This window comes from Brumicola pallidula DSM 14239 = ACAM 615, assembly GCF_000428905.1.
Lineage (GTDB): Bacteria > Pseudomonadota > Gammaproteobacteria > Enterobacterales > Alteromonadaceae > Glaciecola > Glaciecola pallidula.
Genome location: NZ_AUAV01000011.1, coordinates 76800 through 96827, shown reverse-complemented (window position 1 = coordinate 96827; position 20028 = coordinate 76800). Strand labels below are relative to the sequence as shown.

Here is a 20028-nt window from a genome sequence, read left to right as displayed (position 1 = left end):
ATGGCGTAAATTACTTATTGTAGCACGTCATACCGAGCTTTCTTTAATGCGGCAACCGCTTTTGATAGCGTTTCTGATTTTACCAAAAAGTAGTCTGTTTCGAACGTTGAAACGACAAAAATACTAATTTTGGCAGCGGCTAGAACCGCACTAATCTGAGCCATTATTCCGACCATCGATAGATTCAATGGACCGAGTACTTCAAGAACCCGCCAATCATAATCAGATTCGATAGCGTCAATAACAATATCCTCTTTTACCACGAGCGACAATTCATCATGTGTTTTGCCGATAAAATAAAAATTACTACTAAGAACGGCTGCCGGTATCGCCTGTTCCTCACTCAAAGAATGAATGGTAAAAGTAGAGTCAAGAACTGAAAGTGTTTGTTTTGCCAATGTTATTCCCTCTTATCCACCGAAGTTGTGGATAAACTTGTGTGCGACTTCTGCCTAAGTGTATAACGCCATGTTTTAAATAGTAAATATTAATTGGCTATATTACGTGCACTTAGTTTATTAATATTTAAAAATAGTCCTGCAGGTCTGTATTTACGGTTAGTTTTAGCGCAAACTATGGTCTTTATTCGCACAAACTGAACAAAAAAATCAGGGATACATGTCTTTACTTAATATTTATGCTGGTAGCGTTGCGCGCAAACGAATTCAAGAAGAGGGGTTTCATGCTGGACTGTTTGGTGGTTTTTTGGGGGCTTCCGGCGGTCCTAAATGGTTCGTACTAGCAGGTTTAGATAAGGTTATCTTCCCAGAATTTCTTGATGCCAACAAAACGCCCATAGATATTATGGGGAGTTCAGCAGGGGCTTTTAGAGCGGCTTGTTTAGCCCAAGACAAGCCCGCCGAAGCGATTAACCGCTTGGCAACAAATTATGCAAGTACTGTTTATTCTGCAAAACCAGATGCCAAAGAGATTACGCTAAAGGGTTACGATTTACTGCATGCAATGCTCGGTGAAACCGGTATTTGTGAAGCGCTACATTCAAACAAAAAGAACGTACATTTTTTTGTTCAGCATTGCCATGGTCTTGTTGGTTCTGAAAAAAAACTGCCGCAAATTTTAGGTTTATCGGTGGCTGCTGCTAAAAACATGATGAACAGGAAATTTATTGCAAGTCATTTTTCGCGCGCTGTTTTTTCAGCAAGACCCAAAAAAGACTTGTTTATAGACCCCTATGATTTTCCTACAGACTACTACGCACTTGATAAAGAAAATTACGTATTATCGCTAATGGCATCAGGCTCAATCCCAATTGTTTTGGAAGGCATAAAAGATATACCTAATGCAAAGCCTGGTATTTATCGAGACGGTGGCATTATTGACTATCACTTTGACCTTGCTTTTAAACAGTCTGAACTGGTGCTTTATCCGCATTTTTACGCCACCCCGACCCCGGGGTGGTTTGATAAGAATGTGCCAGGTAGGCAATGCCATCAGAGCAGTTATGAAAATGTGGTTATGTTAGTACCCAGTCAAGAATTTATCGCTAAATTGCCATATTCTAAAATTCCAGATAGAAAAGACTTTCAGGAGATGGAGGCGCAGCAAAGGATTAAGTATTGGCTTGAAACAATTAAGCAATCTGATCGCCTTGCAGACGCGTTTTTACACTACTTACAAAGCGACGATATCATGGCAAAAATCAAACCGATAGATTTACACCGAAAATCTCGGATGTAAACTCGGCTAAGGCTAACAATCACTTGAAAGATCACTTGAAAGTAAAGCGAAGCGGGCACCGAAGTCTTCTAATATAAACGGGTAACCTAGTGGCTTACGAAATAACTTGAGTTCTTGGATGCTTTATAAATTTGAAACAGCTGAGGTTTCTATGATCTTAAAGCGAAATATTTAAAAAAAGCACTTGCGCATTTTCATATGCATCGTTATCATGCGCTCCGCTGAAATGCATCACGACTATAGCTCAGTTGGTTAGAGCGCTACCTTGACATGGTAGAGGTCCCCAGTTCGAGTCTGGGTAGTCGTACCATCCCATGAACGCTATCATTTCCAAGTTGGTTGCGGAAATCCATACTCTGCAAGTATATTATTCAAATTGTTTTCTTTGTCATCAAGCTGTTCAAACAATCAGTTAATCAGTCAATTACTTAAGCACCAACGAAATCCAGTCATATTGCATAGTTTAGAAATGTGGTTTATTGTTCTATAACTCTTATTAGAACAAATTATAACCAATGTTAAGATTTTTCAGTAAAATTCGCCAGCGTTTACTGAGTGATAATAAACCCAGTAAATATCTACTTTATGCAATAGGTGAAATTGTTCTAGTGGTAATTGGTATCTTGATTGCTCTGCAAGTGAATAACTTGAATACTATTCGTTCTGAAAAACAAAATCTAAACAAGTATTTAGAAAAAATTTCAATCAATATAAAAGACGATATTTTGACGGCAAAAAGTATGTTGAAATCAAGAGTAGAAGTTGCGCAACTTTGTCAAAAAGCGGCTGAATTGATAGTAAACAGAGATTTTAGTGAACAAACTATTATTACAAATGCAGTATTTGCAATGACTATTGAACAACATATAAACTTTAACCGAAGTGGTTTTGAGTCACTTAAAAACTCTGGATACCTGCGATATATTTCTGATCCCAAATTAGAAAATCTGTTATACAAATACAATAATGCTGTTGATGAAGTTTTATATGAAGAAGCTAGTTTACAAGTTTGGGCTAATGACTTGGAATTAGAGTTAATGAAAAATGGATTTACTGCTGAATGGCTGGAATTAGACACTAAACCCAATCGAAAATTACCTGATTTAATTGGAAATTATAGCAAAGATCTTTATCAACACCCTGGACACAATATCACTCTTGCTCTGTTGTTAAGAGGTCATCTTTTTCCTGCCTTTTTAACCGGGTTTTATGAGGAACAAATTACTATTGGAGCAGAACTTTTAATCGTTATTGATGAATATAGAAAGTAATGAAGGCACCCATAACGTTTAATGGAAGACTTATCAGGAAACTAAATTAGTCAACCCAGTATCAATGTCACACACCTTTTACTATTGCATGATTATTCAGAATCGTTGGCATAGGCGGACGCTTACTAAAATGTCTTCTAAGAGCGTGAGGCAGCCAGGGGCAACTCGCCAAGCTAATGGTCACTTACTATCCAAGCCCTGTGAAAACTTCAATTTATTCATTAAAAACGTGGCTACGATAAATATATTAATTATTGTTCACCATTTGATCATAAAAACCCTCGGCTTAGACCAAAAGGTGATCAATAGTCTCACACAGTCTGGATCCATAGTGCGCATTAGCGATCGTCTATTGATGGGTAAGTATGTGCCCGGAGCGGTCAGTGGGGCTTACTTAAATTGAACTGACTTTTGCCACCCTGCATCCAAATAGCGCAATCAAGGATGAAGCGTTGCTAGTATTTCAGCAAACCACACAATACAAACGTCACCGCCCAGAAAACACCTTGCTTTACCAATTGGTAGAGCGGCATTACCCAATAAGGCAGTGGGTGTCGAGTCTACCTATCCCCTTGAGATTGATGTTGGCTAGATATCCCAGTGAATTGAGTAAGGTTGGGGGGATTATTCACCGAGCAATATCCAAAAACATTGTGAGCCGCGCCCGCTTTTCCAACAAACAAACAAGCCAATACGGTTGCTGTTACTATCATTCAACGTTTTGGCAGCGCCCTTAATCTAAACATTGATTCCGATTATCGCTATCATTCTTGTTATATCGATTTAGTGCTAAATCATCCCCTAATCGCGAGACCGTATTGGCTATGAAGCCATTTATTATCTTTTATACTCAAAAAATATGCATAATATGCCAATAACAGGATGTGATTAATGAGACTCCTTTTCATTTTATTTGTAGCTACTTTTTTATTTCTGCGTGCACTGAGGCGCCGGGCAAGGCTTCTGAACAAACTGTTGAAGTTGCGAAAGACAACGATATTAGTCGTATTGAAAGAGGCTTAACAGCCGCCGTAATAATCAAGGGGCAAGCACCGCAAACCTATTCAATTGAATCTCGTTTAGCACATCATAAAATACCGTGGGTAAGCCTCGCGGTAGCTTATGAGGGGGAATTATTGTGGAGTAAAGCATATGGTTTTGCTGATATTGAAAAACCAAAAGAAATGACCACAGAAACAATGTTGTTGGCAGGCCCAATCAGTAAACCGGTGTCTGCACTTAGGGCTCTTCAATTGCACGATCAAAGCAAGTTCTTAATTGAACGAAAACGTAAATAGCTATCTTAGCACATCGCAATTGCCGGATAATGTATTGACCGAGACTGAGAAAGTGACGTTAAGACGTATATTAAATCATTTGGCGGGTTTAACGGTATAGGGTTTTCCAGGGTCTGACAAAGGTGATGACATTCCTAGTACCGTTGATGTGCTAGATGGCTTGGGCAATACTGATGCCGTAAGAGTATATAAAACGCCCGAATAGAGTTGGCAGTATTCTGACGGTGGCACGACCATCATGCAATTGGCGATATCAGATATTAAACAAGTGCCGTTTGCTAAAACCTTGAAAGATAATGTGTTGAATTCCTTGGGCAGGATTAAAAGCACGTTCGAAAACCCACTGCCTGAACAATTTCATTCTATAGCGGCAACCGGTTATCGCAGTGATTTAAACGAAGTTGAAGGAAAGTGGCCTATTTATCCTGAAATGACTGCGGCGGGACTTTGGACGACACCGAGTCAACTTGTGAAATACGGTATAGAAATTCAAAACATTATTGCTAATAAACAAGACGGCATCATATCTTATGAAACAGCATTACAAATGCTTACACCAGGCGATAACGACCATGGTTTAGGGCCTGTGGTAAAAGAGCATGCCTTTTCTCATCAATGAAATTTTCGTGGCGTGGTAGAACAGCTATATTGCAGAGGGGATAAGCATATGCTATCAAGGATATTACTGGGATTGATTATTCGGACTTTGTGGATGCACACATTGAAGGAAAAGAAACGATACCAGTTTCACAATACGTTGACTTGGGTAGAGCGAGTTAGGACCTTACTTTCAACCGTGACGAATTGATTAAGCACAAGTATCCGTTCAATACCTTGGTAATTGAATTCAAACACAAGTTTAAATTTTAAAGCCGCTCACAATTTACTATTCGTTAGTGACGTCTGTTTGTTAAATCATAGATGTTTTAAGGTGAACGCTGGCATCAGCAAATTGCACGAATGTCTGTTTTGCAACCATGCCTATCGTCGCCTTTTCGCCTTAACTTAAACGGCTAACTTAAATAGGCTATCCATAATGACCTGCCTGTTTTTTGCACTGCATTAAGCTTTAATAAAATCAACTGAAATAGTTGCAGGGTCGCTGCCGCGGTAAGTCCTGCATTTCCGGAACCCATTACAATAGCGTCAAAATTGACCATTAAACATCTTTTGTATCTATAAAATTTTATCTTTTGGGCGGGGTTTTATTTTTTGCTGATTTATTTTCTATGTGTAAGTTTCAAGAAAGATTCAACTGTTAATCTTTGCCTTGAGGTCTGGTTGACAACTCTCTTGATTAAGCTGCAGATACATTATGGATCTGATTTTTACAACATTAAAAGGTACTAGTATGAAAACCATTACTTTATTTATTACTCTCATGCTAGCTGGATGTTCAGTTACCTACACAACAGAATCATTTGTTTATCAAGATGATAAACCAGAAAAAGAACTTAACATTGGTAAAATTCAAATGGAGTTAGTTGAAGCTGAAATTTCAGCTGTAGTAAACACTGTGAGCTTAAGTACACAAGATGGTATTGAACTTAGAGGCGTGAAATTAATCAATAAAAATGCACTCGTAAATATTGTTTTTTTTAGTGCTAATGGAATGAAAATAAGCTCTTCGTCAAAAATACTTAATAAATTTTCTTTATTACCTGCCAATGTAATTTGGTTCGATTATAGAGGTATGGGAATTAGCGATAAAAACGATAAATTATCCGTAAAAAATCTGCAGCTGGATGGATTAAGCGTATTTGATTTTTCAAAAAACGAATTCCCTAAAAATTTACCGGTTCTAATTCATGGCTTATCAATGGGTTCTATAATCGCTAGTTATGTTGCAAATAATAGAGAAACTGATGCATTAATTCTTGATGGTGCTATCAGTACAATTCCACAGTTAGTCGAAAATGCAGCACCAACTTGGTCTAAGCTATTTTATTCAATTAATTTGTCTACCGAACTATCAAAGATTAATAACATGGAACTAATTAAAAAGTACAACAAGCCATTACTTTTATTGATTGGAGAGAATGATTCAACTACGCCGGTTGAAAATTCAAAAGCGCTTTTAGATTTGTCACCAAGCGAAGCTAAGGTATTAGCTATTATTCCAAAAACTGAGCACGGAGAAACAATGAAAAAAGATAAAGGAATTAGGGCGTATCAAGATTTTATTAATAACCTCGTGTGCTGTACAAGTGAATAATAAGCTTTAATCGCGTTCGCTAGTCTCCAAGAACAACCAGATAGCTTTGTTATTGACCGTTTTTATAACTCAATCTTTTATAAAATCAATTAAGGAATATTCACATGCAACTATCTAGAGAAAGTAGAGAATAGGTTAAACAAACCGTCATTTTTCATAAAATAACAATATATGATTCCTCATATTTGCCATATTTACATCTATTTGATATCCATGAGGGAGTAAACATCAGATATTTTACTTCTATTACTCCACCGTTCTTACGTATTTCAGAATTCAAAACAAGCACCTCCGGCTGCTGTGCAAACCAGTTTTAAATATTGCTTTTGTTTATGATGATGGACTGCTTTTATTCAAACAGACTTGTCTGAGGCTGCGCTCTACTTTGTGGGGGGCAATGATTGACGACTTCGTCATTTTTCGTATTAAGGTGACTGAGTATCTTGTTGTGGTTTGCTGCAATGCCAGCACTGTTCTGATACTTGATTACGTAGGGTTTATTTATATACCATCTGTCGGTCCTGACAAGTTAATCTTCAAACGGTCATTACGTTTACACAAAGGAAAGCTATGTAATATCGTTACGGACAAATAGCGGGGCTAGGGGTGGCTAACTTGTTAATACCTAAATTGATTAAAACCAGCCGTGCTTTCAATACACGCTAATAAAAATCCACTCCAGGCAAAGTCAATTGTTAATCACATTATGTGAAGAGTTTGGCGTCCCGCGCCAAAATAATTATGCATGAAATGCAGCTTCCGCAGCCACAGTAGCATCAAACCAAATTATTTCCAGGCCTACCTTTGGTCCTTTTTTTAAGATCCGCAGATCTATGAATCAAATAGGAGGCGGTGGCTTCGAGGGGATCGCGACCAAGGACGGCAGTCGCTCCGGGATGAAAGCTAGAGACTGGGTTCAGGTCGATGAAAACTGGATTCTCCTTTTCATCCAAAAGGTACTCGACTGCGCCGAGCTCCATCCTTGCCGCCTGTATAATTTTTTTGACTGCCTCGGTCACTTTTGGGGCAATTTCGGGAGGAGACCAAAGGGTAACATCCGATTCCGGGTGAGCCATGCAATAGTTGAAATCGTCAGCTCTAAGCGGGGAGCGGGCTTCGTAAAGGATGTCGGAGCCGAGGACTTCGACTCGGTGGACGCAGCCGTCTGCGGCGGTCAGCATCTCTTGCTCAATCCAGCCTTCTTCTCGACTGAAAAGTCGATCCGGGGCGGTTTCGCCGTCTCCAAGCATCCGAATCCCTCTCCCAAAACCACCTGCAGGTGGTTTGAGAAGGACCGCTTTTCCATGTATGGCGCGTCCGCCTGGAACAGCGGGGTGCGTTCGCGGTGTACATACTCCGCACTCGGTAAAAAGCTTGGCTTGAGCCAGTTTACTGTAGCCGGTCTGGAAGCAGAATGATCCGTTGATCACAGATCTACCCTCTGTCTCCCAGGTTCGCAAAGAATTGGTGATCAGATCCGCCCGAGCCCTATCCCCCTCAGCAAGAAGGGAGGATACGCGGTTGACGATCAACCCATTCGTTAGAATTTGCTCGGGATCATCAGCGACTTGTACTTTAATGCCCCTCGATTCTAAAAGGTCAACGAGGGGGCGAACCCATTCTGGGATATCTGTGAGAATTAAAATAGACATTGACTAGTATCCGGCTGCCTGAGATTCTTAGAAAGAATAAAGCACATCCCTAATCTATGCAACAGGGATTGATTTCGTTGGTATTTTGGTGTTATGCACCCTCTTTGGATCCCCAATCAAAGTTGTGCTGAGGTGGCGCTCATACCGGTGGCTGTAAATTCGTTTTTTTTGTCAAGGAGAACGCTGTCAAAACACCCTTTAGCCAGCATTGGGCATGTCCGAAATGTAAACAGGGAGAATTAATGTTGGTGAGTTCCAGCTTATTGCCGGCGCATCAACGCAACACAGGTGAGGTATATCTTTTAAGTGGCTGATCAAACTTAACGAAAGATAAGCGGGCTAATCAAATATCGACAATGTTATTCGGTGGGTTGTTTGTTGCCTAAATTGCCAATTAAGTTTAATACTAGATGTCACGGACTAAAAATCGAAGGGAGCAGTAGAGCATGACAAAGAACAACCAAATAATCGTAAACCTCTTTCACCAATTAGAAGCTCATCCCAACGTTGAGAAATTTACAAATTTCTACAGCATAAATCAGACCAAAAATTATAGAAGCTGTATGCAAACCCTTTAACACAGGTTTATTTGGCATGAACAGCATGCCGAAAAAACACTAAGTTGTTCGCCGTAATGTTCGAAATACCGGTTGTTAAGAGAGCTCTTAAATTTAATGAATTAAATTCGAAAGTGTTTTGGACGACAGTCATTTCTCCTATGGTAGTTGGGCTTTTCGCCCACTATTTCATTGACGGAAAAGCAGCTAACGTAAGTGAAATGATTCAGCCCTTTTTCTTGGTTTTATTTTTTACTATTTGGTTATTTTTTATTTGTATAGAGATTAACAAAACAGAATCGCCAAGAACGTTTTTGAGAATATATACGAAACATTAATTTGATGCTTATTCTCTCAAGAGTCAACGTTAAAGCTTTTAAAAAATTAGTTACGGGTTTTCGTGAATTCGCTCTTTGGTCTTCGCTACAATAAATCAGTTGTTGTATTAGCAATAATTGAGTAATGTTTCAAAATCAAACAACGTCAGGGAGTGACAATTGTTCTTACCAATCTTCTATCAGCATAGTGCTAATACATCAGCAGGTAACAAACGCATTAACTCACTCGCTGCGCTCGGGCGCATTTCGCTATATTCAAAAGATGCACCAATAAACTTGCCCGTTATGCGGGTTGTTATGTAACTAAGTAAGGGAAGCAATTGAAAAAAGAAATCATAGGGAAATACGTTACAATCTTGGGCTTATTGCTTTTTTGGGCGCCACTTTGGGGGGCGCTGATACGTATTTCGTAATGTCCTCTTCATTCCAAGAGATAACTCTGTTTGAAACTAATGACCCTACAATAGCGCCAGGCGCCTTGTCATCAGCAGCGATGACTACAGCAATAGGATTTCTCTTATGTATGCTGGGGTTAATCCTTTTGGCAATTTCCGTTATAGGCCTAAATTATCGAACTGGTTCGCTGTTTTAGACACTAATAATATATTCGACTTTATTATTATTTATGATTCCAATCGGTACTTTGTTAGGGTTAATAGGGTTGACAGTGCTAGTTTTAAATAGGAAAAATTTGGACCAGATAATCACATTACATAACAAAGAAATTGAAGCGGGCACTCACAAAAGCGGTCAGCGTCGATTAATTTGGTGTGGTGTTTCTGAGGATTCACATGTCGTTTAGAAGTAAAAAATTCTACGGTGTTAGCTTTATAGCCTGTCTGATTTCGGCGATTCTGGTTAAAATAATCAGGCAAATTTACTTTGGATTTAATGACTTTTTAGATATCTTTCTCGGTTCAGCACCAAGTTTTTTGTACTTATTCGGATCGATTTCGCTTATTCCGGTCATAAAAGAGAATATCTCGTTTACTTCTTACAAAAAAGCAGCACTTATGTTTACTTTAGGCGCCCTGCTATATGAGGCAGAACAGGCTTGGACGGAAAGAGTTTTTGATTTTTATGATGTTCTTGCTACTGTTTTTGCATATACAATAATTATGGCAATTAACACTAATGAGCCTGTGAAAACATAATAAACGAATTAACTCACTCACTTTATTCGCTGGAAAATTACACGCTCGTATTTCGCAGCGCTCGAGAAGAGGGCCAATGAAATTTCTCGTTATGCGAAGTGTTAATCTGAATGTCTCTTATCGAGATACACTAAATAACAAGCCTCGTCATTTCATTTGTTAAGATACTAATGACTTTAATTTCAATCAACGGTTGATCGTCGGCTTAGATATGCTCGATTATTCTATACTGAAATGTTCCGAAATTTGCTAATTATGAGCCTTAGATAAAGCTTCGCCGACTAGCTGCAATTTGCGCCAAGCTACCTAACGCCGCCACAGAATTAAGTATATATTAATTACTTTATTGTTAACCCGCAATTAGCCAAAGCTAATCCCAAAACAAACTGCAGATAGCAGCCCATAGACAAAAACGATAAATTTATACTAATACCAACGCACTAAAAAAAGCGACTAATTGTAGCGTGTTGATGACCACTGTCCCTCTATGCAATAAATCAAATTTTGATTTTTGGTTATTGTCAGACGCTGCGTTTGCCATTGGCATTAGTATTTGGCGGGAAATCAAGAAGCCCACCAATGCAACACCTGCAATAATGGCTTGAATACCATCACCTTCCAGTAAACAAACGATTAAATAAGCGAAGCTGAAAATAGAGAAATACAGATAGTAGAAAGGAAAGAAAGCTCTAATAAAAGGTCGAGCGGTATCGATACTTAGTTTGATAAACACCAAGGGCGCAAAAAGAATTTGAAACGTGACCATTCCGCCAAATATAACGGATAGTAAAACTAACTGAAGTGTGTCGAGCATGCTTGCGGTTCTCTTTTTTGTTAGTTGCAAATGATAAGCTCAAATAAATAGGTTTATATAAATGAGCTTGTATATTTAATCCCGTATACTCAAGTGTCTTAATCTAAAAAGACACTTGGTAAGTTATATACCGATAAACGCAAATAGAAGTTCGCTTTGCTTTTCTTTCCTCGACTTTTGTCCTAACTACTGAGTATCTCAAAATTTAGTGGGCATGGTCTTTGTTATCAGTCATGGCGTTTCCTTGAGTATCATAAAACCCAAAGCCCCCGATTCTATAAAACCCAAGTTCGTCATGTTGGTCAAAAAAGGGTCGGTATGGTCATCACCAATATCAGCAAAGTCAGTTGCTAAATAGGCATGTCTAGTGTTGAAAAAAGGGATGATTTGGTCACTACTTAGTTGAATCGATTGCAAAGACCATGATTCTAACGTAGTGCCAGATTGCTTATCTTTTATACTAAAGGTATTGACAATACGTAGCTCAGAAAACCAAGTAAGGTCCATCGTAATCTGACGATTAGTATAGGTTTTACTTTCTAACCGGTTACAGTCCTCATTACTTACCTTTGTAGTTGTAAACTTATTTAGGAGTGAATCGCTTATCAATTGATTGCGATAGGACCAGTCGGTTTCTGTTTTACCATGTACTCTTTCATTCGGTTGATATTCAATAACTCGTGCATGCTTATCGAAAAATCGAACGCTTTTTATCTGCTCCGCGTGATTTAATTGCCAAGACTCAGTAATCCCGGTTTGAGGGTATTGATGCGCGACTTCGTTGCTGTTTCTAACTAATATTAGCTGTATAGCTTGGATTAATTTATTACTCGAGGCACCGCTCTTTACAATTTCATGCTTTACAATTTCATGCTTTACAATTTCATATTCTGCAATAAGGTGACTCGCTGATAAAGCTGGGTCGCTGCATTGGCGCTGGAATGATGATGGAGTTGCCTTTGATGGGGTCTTAGCGCCAATCGTTGAATTACCATAGGCTTGGGTGCTAAACGCAATGACAATGACGATTAGAAGGCACTTGTTATTCAGGCTTTGTATCAGTCTTGTTGTAAATAAGAATAAAAATTTCATAGTGTGTGGTCATCCGTTTTCATTTTAATTATGGCTTAATTCAGCTTCGCAACGCAGTTCACGTTAATTGATGTTTTGATCGGTTTGTAATTTATCTATTAATAATGGATATATAATAATCAGACTGCATTGGCTCAACGACAAAAAGCGGATGGTTAAACATCCGCTTTACCTTAAGGCTCAGTTATAAATTACTATTTGCTTTACCTGTTAAATCGCTAGCAAAGTCCATTACGTGATAAATCATGTGCTGTTCATTGGTACCATTGACTAAAAAAGCGCCCGGTCCTTTGGCGTAAATCCCCACATCTTCACCTGAGTGTGTTTCACTCGTTAGTGGCACCAATGCTTCTTGGTGAAAACCAGCAGATTCCGTGTCTACGTCAGTTAAGTCGTGGCGACCTGCAGCGATTGGCATGGCATAAGCGGCATCGGCGTTGGTGATCTGATTGCCTAAGTTTTGGAAACCTCTTCCATTGGCATAGCCCAGCGTCGTAAAAGGTTTGCCATCAGCAGCGAGTGTCGCTTGTGTTTGGCCAACACCAACAACTTTACCTAATATAGGATTGCCGCGTTTCGGGTATCCAGCAATGGTGAATACGTGTCCATGGTCGGCGGTCACAATAATTAGTGTGTCCTCGTCATTGGTCATTTCATCAGCAATTGCAATCGCCTCTGAGAACGCAATCGTGTCTGTTAATGCACCATAAGCGCTGCCAGCATGATGGCTATGATCGATACGACCAGATTCAACCGATAGGAAAAAGCCTCTTGGATTGTTGTCCAAAATTGCAATAGCCTTGCGAGTCATTTCTGCAATGCTAGGTTCGCCAGCAATATCATTGCTCCGATCTGCCTCGTACTGCATGTGTGATTCGTTAAACAAGCCAAATACATTAGTTGCTATATTGGTATCAATTGCATCAAAGCCAGTTTGATCAAACACATAAGACCCTGCAGGATAGGTGGTAGACCACTCCGCTGTTAGGTCACGTCCATCGGTGCGATCGCCTTCTACATTACTGGCCGCATCGGGGCTATTAAAGGCGGCGTCTTCTGGTAGGAAGTGACGTCTACCACCACCAAACACGACTTCAAGTCCATTCACATCAACACCGTCAAAACGCGCTTCCAAATTCACCTCAAAGTTAATCAGTTGCTCGGCTATGTCTTTACAACCGGCGGTTACAGCAGCGTCGGGCATATCAGAAATATCTTCCCAATTACGGTCGGCCGACTTAGCATAAGTTGCTGCTGGCGTTGCGTGGGTGATCCTAGCCGTGGATATAATACCAGTTGATTTACCTGCTAACTCTGCAAGCTCAAGAGCGGTAATAAGTTCATTTCCAGCGACGGTTGAGCAATCTCCGCGGACAATATCCTCGTCAACACCAATGACACCTACATCGGTTTTAACACCACTTACCATCGCTGTCATTGTGCCTGCTGAATCGGGTGTTTGTGCGTTTACATTGTAGGTTTTTGCTAAACCGGCAAACGGAAATCGGTCGAAAGAAAGGCTGTTTCCTTCGCCCAATTGGCCTTTTATCTGACCTTCCAATATTCGAGATGCTGTCACCGTAGATACGCCCATGCCGTCACCAACAAACAAAATTACATTTTTAGCTGAGCCTTTTAGTTGTTGAATTAAGGCTGCTTGTTGCGCTGCGCTATTCGTTGAATAGGACGTTACTTGCTGTGTATCAGGTAGGTTGCTTTGCACACCAGTACTGCTGGTCGCGGTGAGCCATGTATTTTTATTCGCAGAAACCAGCGCTGCTCCGTCAATAAACCAGTCGTTATTTAAACTGCTAAGAAGCTGGGTAAAGCTCACTGATGTAACCCCAGGAACACACACGTAGTTTGTATTGGTGATTTCGCTGATTTCTAAGCTGCCGCTGGCATCTGTGTCAATACCAGAGTCAAATTGCACACCGCTATTTGGACAATCGGTATCGCCAACAGCAAGATTGGTTTGCATAACTAAGCTATTTACGCCAGGTGAACCATTTTGACCGTCTGCGCCTGTTTTTCCTATCTCACCCTCAACGCCATTACTGCCGGTATCGCCTCCTAATAAACAACCATTTAATCCAATTACGGCAACAGCGATAAGACTGAATTTTAAATATTTCATGCTAATTTTTCCTAATTATTGGTTGATAAGATCAAGCGCTTGGTTGATGACATGAAATAAAGCACTTTGCTCAATAACACCCTGAACTAACTGTGCTCCTGGACCACTTGCATGCAGCGCTACATCCTCACCGCTATGAGTTTCAGATGTTAATGGCACTAACGCTTCTTGGTGAAAACCGGGAGACTCAGTGTTAATCGCCGAGATGTCTTTGCGCCCGGCATTAATCTCCATGGCATAACTTGCGTCAGCGTTTGTTTCACTTCCCAAGTCCATCATACCGCGACCATTGGTGTAGCCTAATGTTGTGTAAGGTTGTCCTTCGGCGTCCTGTGCTGGTGTATCGGAATTGACGCCAACTACTTTTCCAAGGATCGGATTACCGCGCTTCGGATACCCTGCAATGGTGAAAACGTGACCGTGGTCAGCAGTAACCAAGATGAGAGTGTCTTCTCTGTTTGTCATGTCATATGCTTTTTTTACTGCATTTGATAATTCAATTGCATCTGTTAGCGCGTTATAGGCACTGCCAGCATGATGACCATGATCAATGCGACCAGATTCAACCATTAAGAAAAAACCTTTTTCTTGATTATCAAGAATATCAATGGCTTTTTCCGTCATCTGCGTCAAGCTAGGTTCGCCGGCGATATCATTTAGGCGGTCTGCTTCATATTGCATATGCGACTCATTGAATAAACCAAATGCTTGTTTTGTGGTTGCTGCATCAATTGCGTCAAACCCCGTTTGATCAAAAACGTAGCTACCCTGAGGGTATTTTGCTTTCCATTCCGCCGTAAGATCGCGTCCATCGGTACGATCACCCTCAACAGCACTAGATGCATCGGGGCTATTGAATGCTTCATCTTTAGGCAGGAAGTGACGGCGACCACCGCCAAAAGCGACATCGATTCCGTCTACATCTACACCGGCATAACGAGCTTCTAAATAGTTTTCAAAATTTACTAGTTGGTCTGCAATATCTGTGCAGCCAAAGAATACAGCTGCTTCAGGCATATCAGATATGTCTTCCCAGTTCCTGTCTGCAGACTTAGCATAAGTTGCTGCGGGTGTTGCGTGAGTAATACGCGCGGTAGAAATAATGCCGGTGGCTAACCCTTTAATTTCGGCTAGTTCGAGTGCGGTAATAACTTCGTTACCAGCAACGGTAGAACAGTCACCGCGAACAATATCTTCATCAACACCAATAACCCCGACGTCAGTTTTCAATCCTGACATCATTGCGGTCATAGTACCGGCAGAGTCAGGCGTTTGTGCATCAACGTTGTAGGTTTTAACAAGCGCTGTATGGGGGAATTCCTCGAAGCTGAGGTAGCCCTCTTCGCCGAGTTGATCATTTAGCTGACCTTGCAAAATACGCGCAGATGTCAGTGTGGAAATACCCATTCCATCACCAATAAATACAATGACATTTTTGGCTTTAAAGCGGTTGTTAGTTTGTAGTTTTTCCAGCAATTTACTTTGCGCATCTGTATACCAGGCGTTTGACGTTTGATGCTCAGGTAATGGAGTTGCCGCAGCAATTGCACTTAGGCTCGCTGTTAGTGAACAAATCGCTATCTTTCTTATAAAATTCATAATTTTTCCTAGACAATCCAAGTTGATCGATTTAGCGCTAATCAATGAAAATAAGTTTTCATTGGACCGCTTTAGACTAGAAAGTAAATATGACAATTAAACGACCGAAATATGAATAATTAAGGAACAAAAAATGACAGTGATTTTACGCTTTTATGAACCATTTCTTTCGCTTTTGTGAATGCAAGTGCGCACTTTTATGCAGTGCCAGCTCAAATGCAAATAACAGCAGATTTGAGGCGATAGAGGCGATAGAGGCGATAGAGGCGATAGAGGCGATAGAGGCAGGATGACCACCTATTAATAATAAATGAGGTTAATCACACTTTTTAAAAATACCTTGCCACATCTCTATATGAGTCAGCATTGCCTGTTGGTATTCATTAAATTGTGTCTGATTATGTTGTTCTATTGTCAATGTGAAGTTGATTGGTAAATGGTCATCGTTACTGAGTTTTAAAAACTCAGGCTTTAAAAGGTAATGATAGTGATTAACTTGCGCACCAATTGCTTGCACATTTTGAATAAAAAATAGGGTAAATACATTGCGAACAATGGCTAACTTTTCCTTGTCCTTGTTAGTTTCACAAGTAAATGTGAGTGCCCATTGCGATATATCGGTTGTCATTTCGTTAAGGTAATTGCGCAGCAGTAATTGTGAGCGCCACAAACGGGCATAAATACGGTGTTTTGCAATCGATTGTAAGCTGGCTTCCATTTCCATTATATTGGCGCTAGGGTCATCTTTAATAGCAATTAAGTTTTTTAAATCAAATAAGCCGTCTGTAAAATTATCATTCTCGTTACCCTCAATAAAACCTGAAGACGCACTAATCCCCAGATAAAACTCATTACTCTGGGTCATCATGTTGGCCCAGTTTAAAGGCAATATAGCTTGTTTTTGTAATACCCAGTCTTGCATTTTTTCAATAGTGGCGTCGGTTTGTTTATTTGAATTACTGCTAATACACTGTTGCAATCGTTCGATGAGGACCCACTCATAGCTAAGGCGAACGGAGGGCAGTTGAATTTTACCTAATGCTGTATTTCGTTCAGCGACCAATTGTTTTATTGCACAACCTTCGATCGCATAGAATTCACGCATTTTTATATTCAAATCAGGTATGTCGATGGCAAAAGCGTTTTTATCTGGAAATTCAAGAGTAGCAAACGTGGATATGTCTTTTTGTTCAAGGTCTAATACCTTATACATTCGCTCACTATAATTTTCTAAGGCGTTTGGTAAAGCTTGATGGCGCTGACACGACTGCAGTAATAACATACAGAAGATTAAAAAGAAACATTGGCTCAACGCTGTTTTATTCCGTGTTGTGCGGCTCATTTTACTGCGATCCCTCATCTGGCTTCTGGGATAAAGCATAGATGTTTTCGAATGTCTTCGTGGTTGATTGTAGTAACATGTGTTTTAACATAAAAGCAGGAATAAAAACATCAGCATCCGCTGAGCCAACATAGCTTAATTCATATTGAGTGCCCACAAGCGACACGCGCCATGTGCCCATGGGGTGTTTTACTAATACGCTATTTTCCAAGTCCTGCGCTGAAGGTAGCAAATCAGATTCACTCACGTATACCGTTACTTCAGTTCTATTTTGATTAAATTCTATGACCGATTTAGTCAATATTAAACGGTCACTAAATGGCCATGGGCTGTCAATTCGAGTTTGAATTTCTCTTGTGTTATCACTGGATTTCTTAAGTAATATCACTGACTTGCAATTATGCATCCACGCGCAACTCTGTGGAGTACTGTCAAGTAGCTTTATAAATGCGATGGCTGAAAGCTGTGTCTGCATTTTTGCTTCAACTTGCCATTTTCCTTCGGTATCGTTAATGGACACATCAATGCTCGGTTTTTGCTCTGTTGCGTTAACAAATAAAGAGCAAATTAACATAGGAAGGACAAACAGGAATGTCAGCTTTCTACTGATACAAATAACGGTAAATGGCTTATTCAAAATATCGCGTTCTCTTAAAATGGGTTTTATGCTCTGTTTATATTGCATTAAGGTGAGTTAATAATTGCATGTTCGACAACCATATCGGTATAATTTCATTTTTTAGGTGCTTATTGGCTTCTTTATAGTTGACCGACAAGTATTTCTCCGAGTTCGGTGACCACTTTTATGTAGTAAACCACCGATTTTTATTATACGTCATTTTAGACTATTTATATCAAGTGGCACATCGTAGGTGTCACCACTGTTAAGGATTTTTATGCCAGTCATCACTCTTCCGGATGGAAGCCAGCGTAGTTTCGATAACCCAGTTTCAATTGTAGACGTGGCTATGGACATTGGTCCAGGCCTAGCTAAAGCTACGATTGCCGGTAAAATAAATGGCAAATTAGCTGACGCATGTGACATGATAAATGCAGATGCAACGTTGCAAATCATTACTGCCAAAGACGATGAAGGCTTGGAAATTATTCGCCATTCTTGCGCCCACTTGATTGGACATGCAATTAAACAACTTTACCCTGATGTTAAAATGGCGATTGGTCCAACTATCGATAATGGTTTCTATTACGATGTTGATTTAGACCAACCGTTAAATCAAGACGATCTTGAAAAAATCGAAAAGCGGATGATGGAATTAGCAAAAACAAGCTACACAGTTGTTAAGAACGTTGTTAATTGGCAACAAGCGAGAGACACTTTTGAGTCTCGTGATGAAATGTATAAAATACAAATCCTTGATGAAAACATAGCTAAAGATGATAAGCCTGGTTTATATCATCACCAAGAGTATGTCGATATGTGTCGTGGACCGCATGTGCCAAATATGAAATTTTGCCAACACTTCAAACTAATGAAAGTGGCTGGTGCATATTGGCGTGGTAGCAGTGACAACAAAATGTTGCAACGAATATACGGCACGGCTTGGGCTGATAAAAAGCAATTAAAAGGCTATTTACAACGTCTAGAAGAAGCTGAAAAAAGAGATCATCGTAAAATTGGCAAAACACTTGACCTATGGCATTGGCAAGACGAAGCGCCGGGCATGGTGTTTTGGCACAATGATGGTTGGACTATTTATACTGAAATAGAAAAGTTTGTGCGTCAAAAGTTACGTGAGTATGATTACGATGAAGTGAAAGCGCCCTTAATGATGGATCGCTCACTTTGGGAAAAATCTGGACATTGGGATAAATATGCTGACAACATGTTCACAACCGAATCTGAAAAACGTGAATATGCAATTAAACCGATGAACTGCCCGGGGCATGTTCAGATATTTAATCAAGGTTTAAAATCGTATAGAGATTTACCCTTAAAAATGGCTGAATTTGGCTGTTGCCACCGTAATGAGCCAAGTGGTTCTTTACATGGTTTGATGCGCGTACGTGGATTTACTCAAGACGATGCACATATTTTTTGTACCGAAGACCAAATTCTTGAAGAAGTAAGCAAATGTATTCAAATGGTCTACGACACATATGCTGCGTTTGGATTTACTAACATTGCGGTTAAATTGTCTACCCGCCCTGAACAACGAGTTGGATCTGATGAAGTTTGGGACAAGTCTGAAAAAGAACTAGCAGATGCGCTAAAAGCAAACGACATTGAATTCGAATATTTACCCGGTGAGGGCGCTTTTTATGGTCCCAAAATTGAGTTTACTCTGCATGACTGCCTTGAAAGACCATGGCAGTGCGGCACAGTGCAACTCGATTTTTCAATGCCCGGTCGTTTAGGTTCAACCTACGTAGCCGAAGACGGTGAGCGTAAAACTCCCGTCATGATCCATCGCGCTATTTTAGGTTCACTTGAGCGCTTTATTGGAATTTTAACTGAAGAATTTGCGGGTGCGTATCCACTATGGTTAGCGCCAACTCAAGTTGTCGTTGCAAACATAACTGACAGCCAGTCAGAGTACGTTAAATCGGTAGTGGCGCAATTAAAAGCAGCTGACATTAGAGTGAAATCTGACCTGCGTAATGAAAAAATAGGTTTTAAGATACGCGAACATACACTGCGTAAAGTACCGTACTTTATTGTTGTTGGAGAAAAGGAAAAAGAGTCCGGTATGGTTGCTGTTAGAACCAGAAAGGGAGTTGATTTAGGCATCATGTCAGTAGCAGATTTAGTGACACTTTTGCACGATGAGATTAAAAGTAAAAAAATTCCGTAGCAGGAATTTTAAATATAGGTATAATATGCACGATTCGAGGAGCTTTGG

General features: G+C 40.0%; 15 protein-coding genes, 1 tRNA gene and 1 pseudogene. 8 read left to right on the top strand and 9 right to left on the bottom strand.

Features of this window, described 5'->3' with window-relative positions; translation table 11 throughout:
- Positions 1-14: 14 nt before the first annotated feature.
- Positions 15-398: an ACT domain-containing protein gene (locus tag G399_RS0103205; RefSeq protein WP_006012425.1), complete on the bottom strand. Its 384-nt coding sequence runs from the start codon at positions 396-398 to the stop codon at positions 15-17.
- 220 nt (positions 399-618) lie between these two features.
- Between G399_RS0103205 and G399_RS0103200 the strand changes: the two genes are divergently transcribed.
- The 5 genes and pseudogenes from G399_RS0103200 to G399_RS21180 form a co-directional block, all read left to right on the top strand.
- On the top strand, positions 619-1698 hold the full coding sequence (locus tag G399_RS0103200; RefSeq protein WP_006012428.1) for a patatin-like phospholipase family protein: 1080 nt from the start codon (positions 619-621) through the stop codon (positions 1696-1698).
- A 233-nt stretch (positions 1699-1931) separates the two neighbouring features.
- Positions 1932-2008: transfer RNA gene (locus tag G399_RS0103195), tRNA-Val, on the top strand.
- Between the two features lie 205 nt (positions 2009-2213).
- Positions 2214-2969 (top strand): DUF6090 family protein, encoded by a 756-nt coding sequence (locus G399_RS22230; protein ID WP_006012431.1) that lies wholly within the window; start codon positions 2214-2216, stop codon positions 2967-2969.
- A gap of 884 nt (positions 2970-3853) precedes the next feature.
- Positions 3854-4267, top strand: coding sequence for a serine hydrolase (locus G399_RS21185; RefSeq protein ID WP_026843404.1), 414 nt, complete (start codon positions 3854-3856; stop codon positions 4265-4267).
- Between the two features lie 220 nt (positions 4268-4487).
- Positions 4488-4886 (top strand): annotated as a pseudogene (locus G399_RS21180) (serine hydrolase domain-containing protein); the annotation flags it as partial.
- Positions 4887-5280: 394 nt separating this feature from the next.
- Here the strand turns inward: G399_RS21180 and G399_RS22225 are convergent.
- A complete protein-coding gene (locus G399_RS22225) occupies positions 5281-5427 on the bottom strand; it encodes a hypothetical protein (protein ID WP_006012435.1) in 147 nt (48 codons plus the stop codon).
- A 191-nt stretch (positions 5428-5618) separates the two neighbouring features.
- On the opposite strand from G399_RS22225, the gene G399_RS0103165 reads away from it, so the two are divergent.
- The gene (locus G399_RS0103165) at positions 5619-6482 is read left to right on the top strand and encodes an alpha/beta hydrolase (protein WP_006012438.1); all 864 of its coding nucleotides are present in this window, start codon (positions 5619-5621) and stop codon (positions 6480-6482) included.
- 776 nt (positions 6483-7258) lie between these two features.
- On the opposite strand, the gene G399_RS0103160 is transcribed toward G399_RS0103165, so the two are convergent.
- Positions 7259-8134: an ATP-grasp domain-containing protein gene (locus G399_RS0103160; RefSeq protein ID WP_006012442.1), complete on the bottom strand. Its 876-nt coding sequence runs from the start codon at positions 8132-8134 to the stop codon at positions 7259-7261.
- Positions 8135-9820: 1686 nt separating this feature from the next.
- On the opposite strand from G399_RS0103160, the gene G399_RS0103150 reads away from it, so the two are divergent.
- On the top strand, positions 9821-10183 hold the full coding sequence (locus tag G399_RS0103150) for a hypothetical protein (protein ID WP_026843401.1): 363 nt from the start codon (positions 9821-9823) through the stop codon (positions 10181-10183).
- A 421-nt stretch (positions 10184-10604) separates the two neighbouring features.
- Here G399_RS0103150 and G399_RS0103145 read toward each other — a convergent pair whose 3' ends face one another.
- The 6 genes from G399_RS0103145 to G399_RS0103120 form a co-directional block, all read right to left on the bottom strand.
- Positions 10605-10997 (bottom strand): DUF4149 domain-containing protein, encoded by a 393-nt coding sequence (locus G399_RS0103145; RefSeq protein WP_006012457.1) that lies wholly within the window; start codon positions 10995-10997, stop codon positions 10605-10607.
- 231 nt (positions 10998-11228) lie between these two features.
- On the bottom strand, positions 11229-12089 hold the full coding sequence (locus tag G399_RS20075) for a hypothetical protein (protein WP_006012460.1): 861 nt from the start codon (positions 12087-12089) through the stop codon (positions 11229-11231).
- Positions 12090-12273: 184 nt separating this feature from the next.
- On the bottom strand, positions 12274-14226 hold the full coding sequence (locus tag G399_RS0103135) for an alkaline phosphatase family protein (protein ID WP_006012463.1): 1953 nt from the start codon (positions 14224-14226) through the stop codon (positions 12274-12276).
- Positions 14227-14241: 15 nt separating this feature from the next.
- On the bottom strand, positions 14242-15825 hold the full coding sequence (locus tag G399_RS0103130; RefSeq protein WP_006012466.1) for an alkaline phosphatase: 1584 nt from the start codon (positions 15823-15825) through the stop codon (positions 14242-14244).
- A gap of 316 nt (positions 15826-16141) precedes the next feature.
- Positions 16142-17107, bottom strand: coding sequence for a DUF3080 domain-containing protein (locus G399_RS0103125; protein ID WP_006012469.1), 966 nt, complete (start codon positions 17105-17107; stop codon positions 16142-16144).
- Between the two features lie 61 nt (positions 17108-17168).
- On the bottom strand, positions 17169-17804 hold the full coding sequence (locus G399_RS0103120; protein WP_148277425.1) for an SRPBCC family protein: 636 nt from the start codon (positions 17802-17804) through the stop codon (positions 17169-17171).
- Positions 17805-18063: 259 nt separating this feature from the next.
- Between G399_RS0103120 and thrS the strand changes: the two genes are divergently transcribed.
- Complete coding sequence (thrS, locus tag G399_RS0103115; RefSeq protein ID WP_006012475.1) at positions 18064-19980, top strand: threonine--tRNA ligase; 1917 nt, start codon at positions 18064-18066, stop codon at positions 19978-19980.
- Positions 19981-20028 lie beyond the last annotated feature (48 nt).

What these genes read in the sequence shown, in the direction of transcription:
- G399_RS0103200 (WP_006012428.1), top strand. Translation starts at nt 619, where the DNA reads ATGTCTTTACTTAATATTTATGCTGGTAGCGTTGCGCGCAAACGAATT.
- G399_RS22230 (WP_006012431.1), top strand. Translation starts at nt 2,214, where the DNA reads ATGTTAAGATTTTTCAGTAAAATTCGCCAGCGTTTACTGAGTGATAAT.
- G399_RS22225 (WP_006012435.1), bottom strand. Translation starts at nt 5,427, where the DNA reads ATGGTCAATTTTGACGCTATTGTAATGGGTTCCGGAAATGCAGGACTT.
- G399_RS0103165 (WP_006012438.1), top strand. Translation starts at nt 5,619, where the DNA reads ATGAAAACCATTACTTTATTTATTACTCTCATGCTAGCTGGATGTTCA.
- G399_RS0103160 (WP_006012442.1), bottom strand. Translation starts at nt 8,134, where the DNA reads ATGTCTATTTTAATTCTCACAGATATCCCAGAATGGGTTCGCCCCCTC.
- G399_RS0103150 (WP_026843401.1), top strand. Translation starts at nt 9,821, where the DNA reads ATGTCGTTTAGAAGTAAAAAATTCTACGGTGTTAGCTTTATAGCCTGT.
- G399_RS0103145 (WP_006012457.1), bottom strand. Translation starts at nt 10,997, where the DNA reads ATGCTCGACACACTTCAGTTAGTTTTACTATCCGTTATATTTGGCGGA.
- G399_RS20075 (WP_006012460.1), bottom strand. Translation starts at nt 12,089, where the DNA reads ATGAAATTTTTATTCTTATTTACAACAAGACTGATACAAAGCCTGAAT.
- G399_RS0103135 (WP_006012463.1), bottom strand. Translation starts at nt 14,226, where the DNA reads ATGAAATATTTAAAATTCAGTCTTATCGCTGTTGCCGTAATTGGATTA.
- G399_RS0103130 (WP_006012466.1), bottom strand. Translation starts at nt 15,825, where the DNA reads ATGAATTTTATAAGAAAGATAGCGATTTGTTCACTAACAGCGAGCCTA.
- G399_RS0103125 (WP_006012469.1), bottom strand. Translation starts at nt 17,107, where the DNA reads ATGTTATTACTGCAGTCGTGTCAGCGCCATCAAGCTTTACCAAACGCC.
- thrS (WP_006012475.1), top strand. Translation starts at nt 18,064, where the DNA reads ATGCCAGTCATCACTCTTCCGGATGGAAGCCAGCGTAGTTTCGATAAC.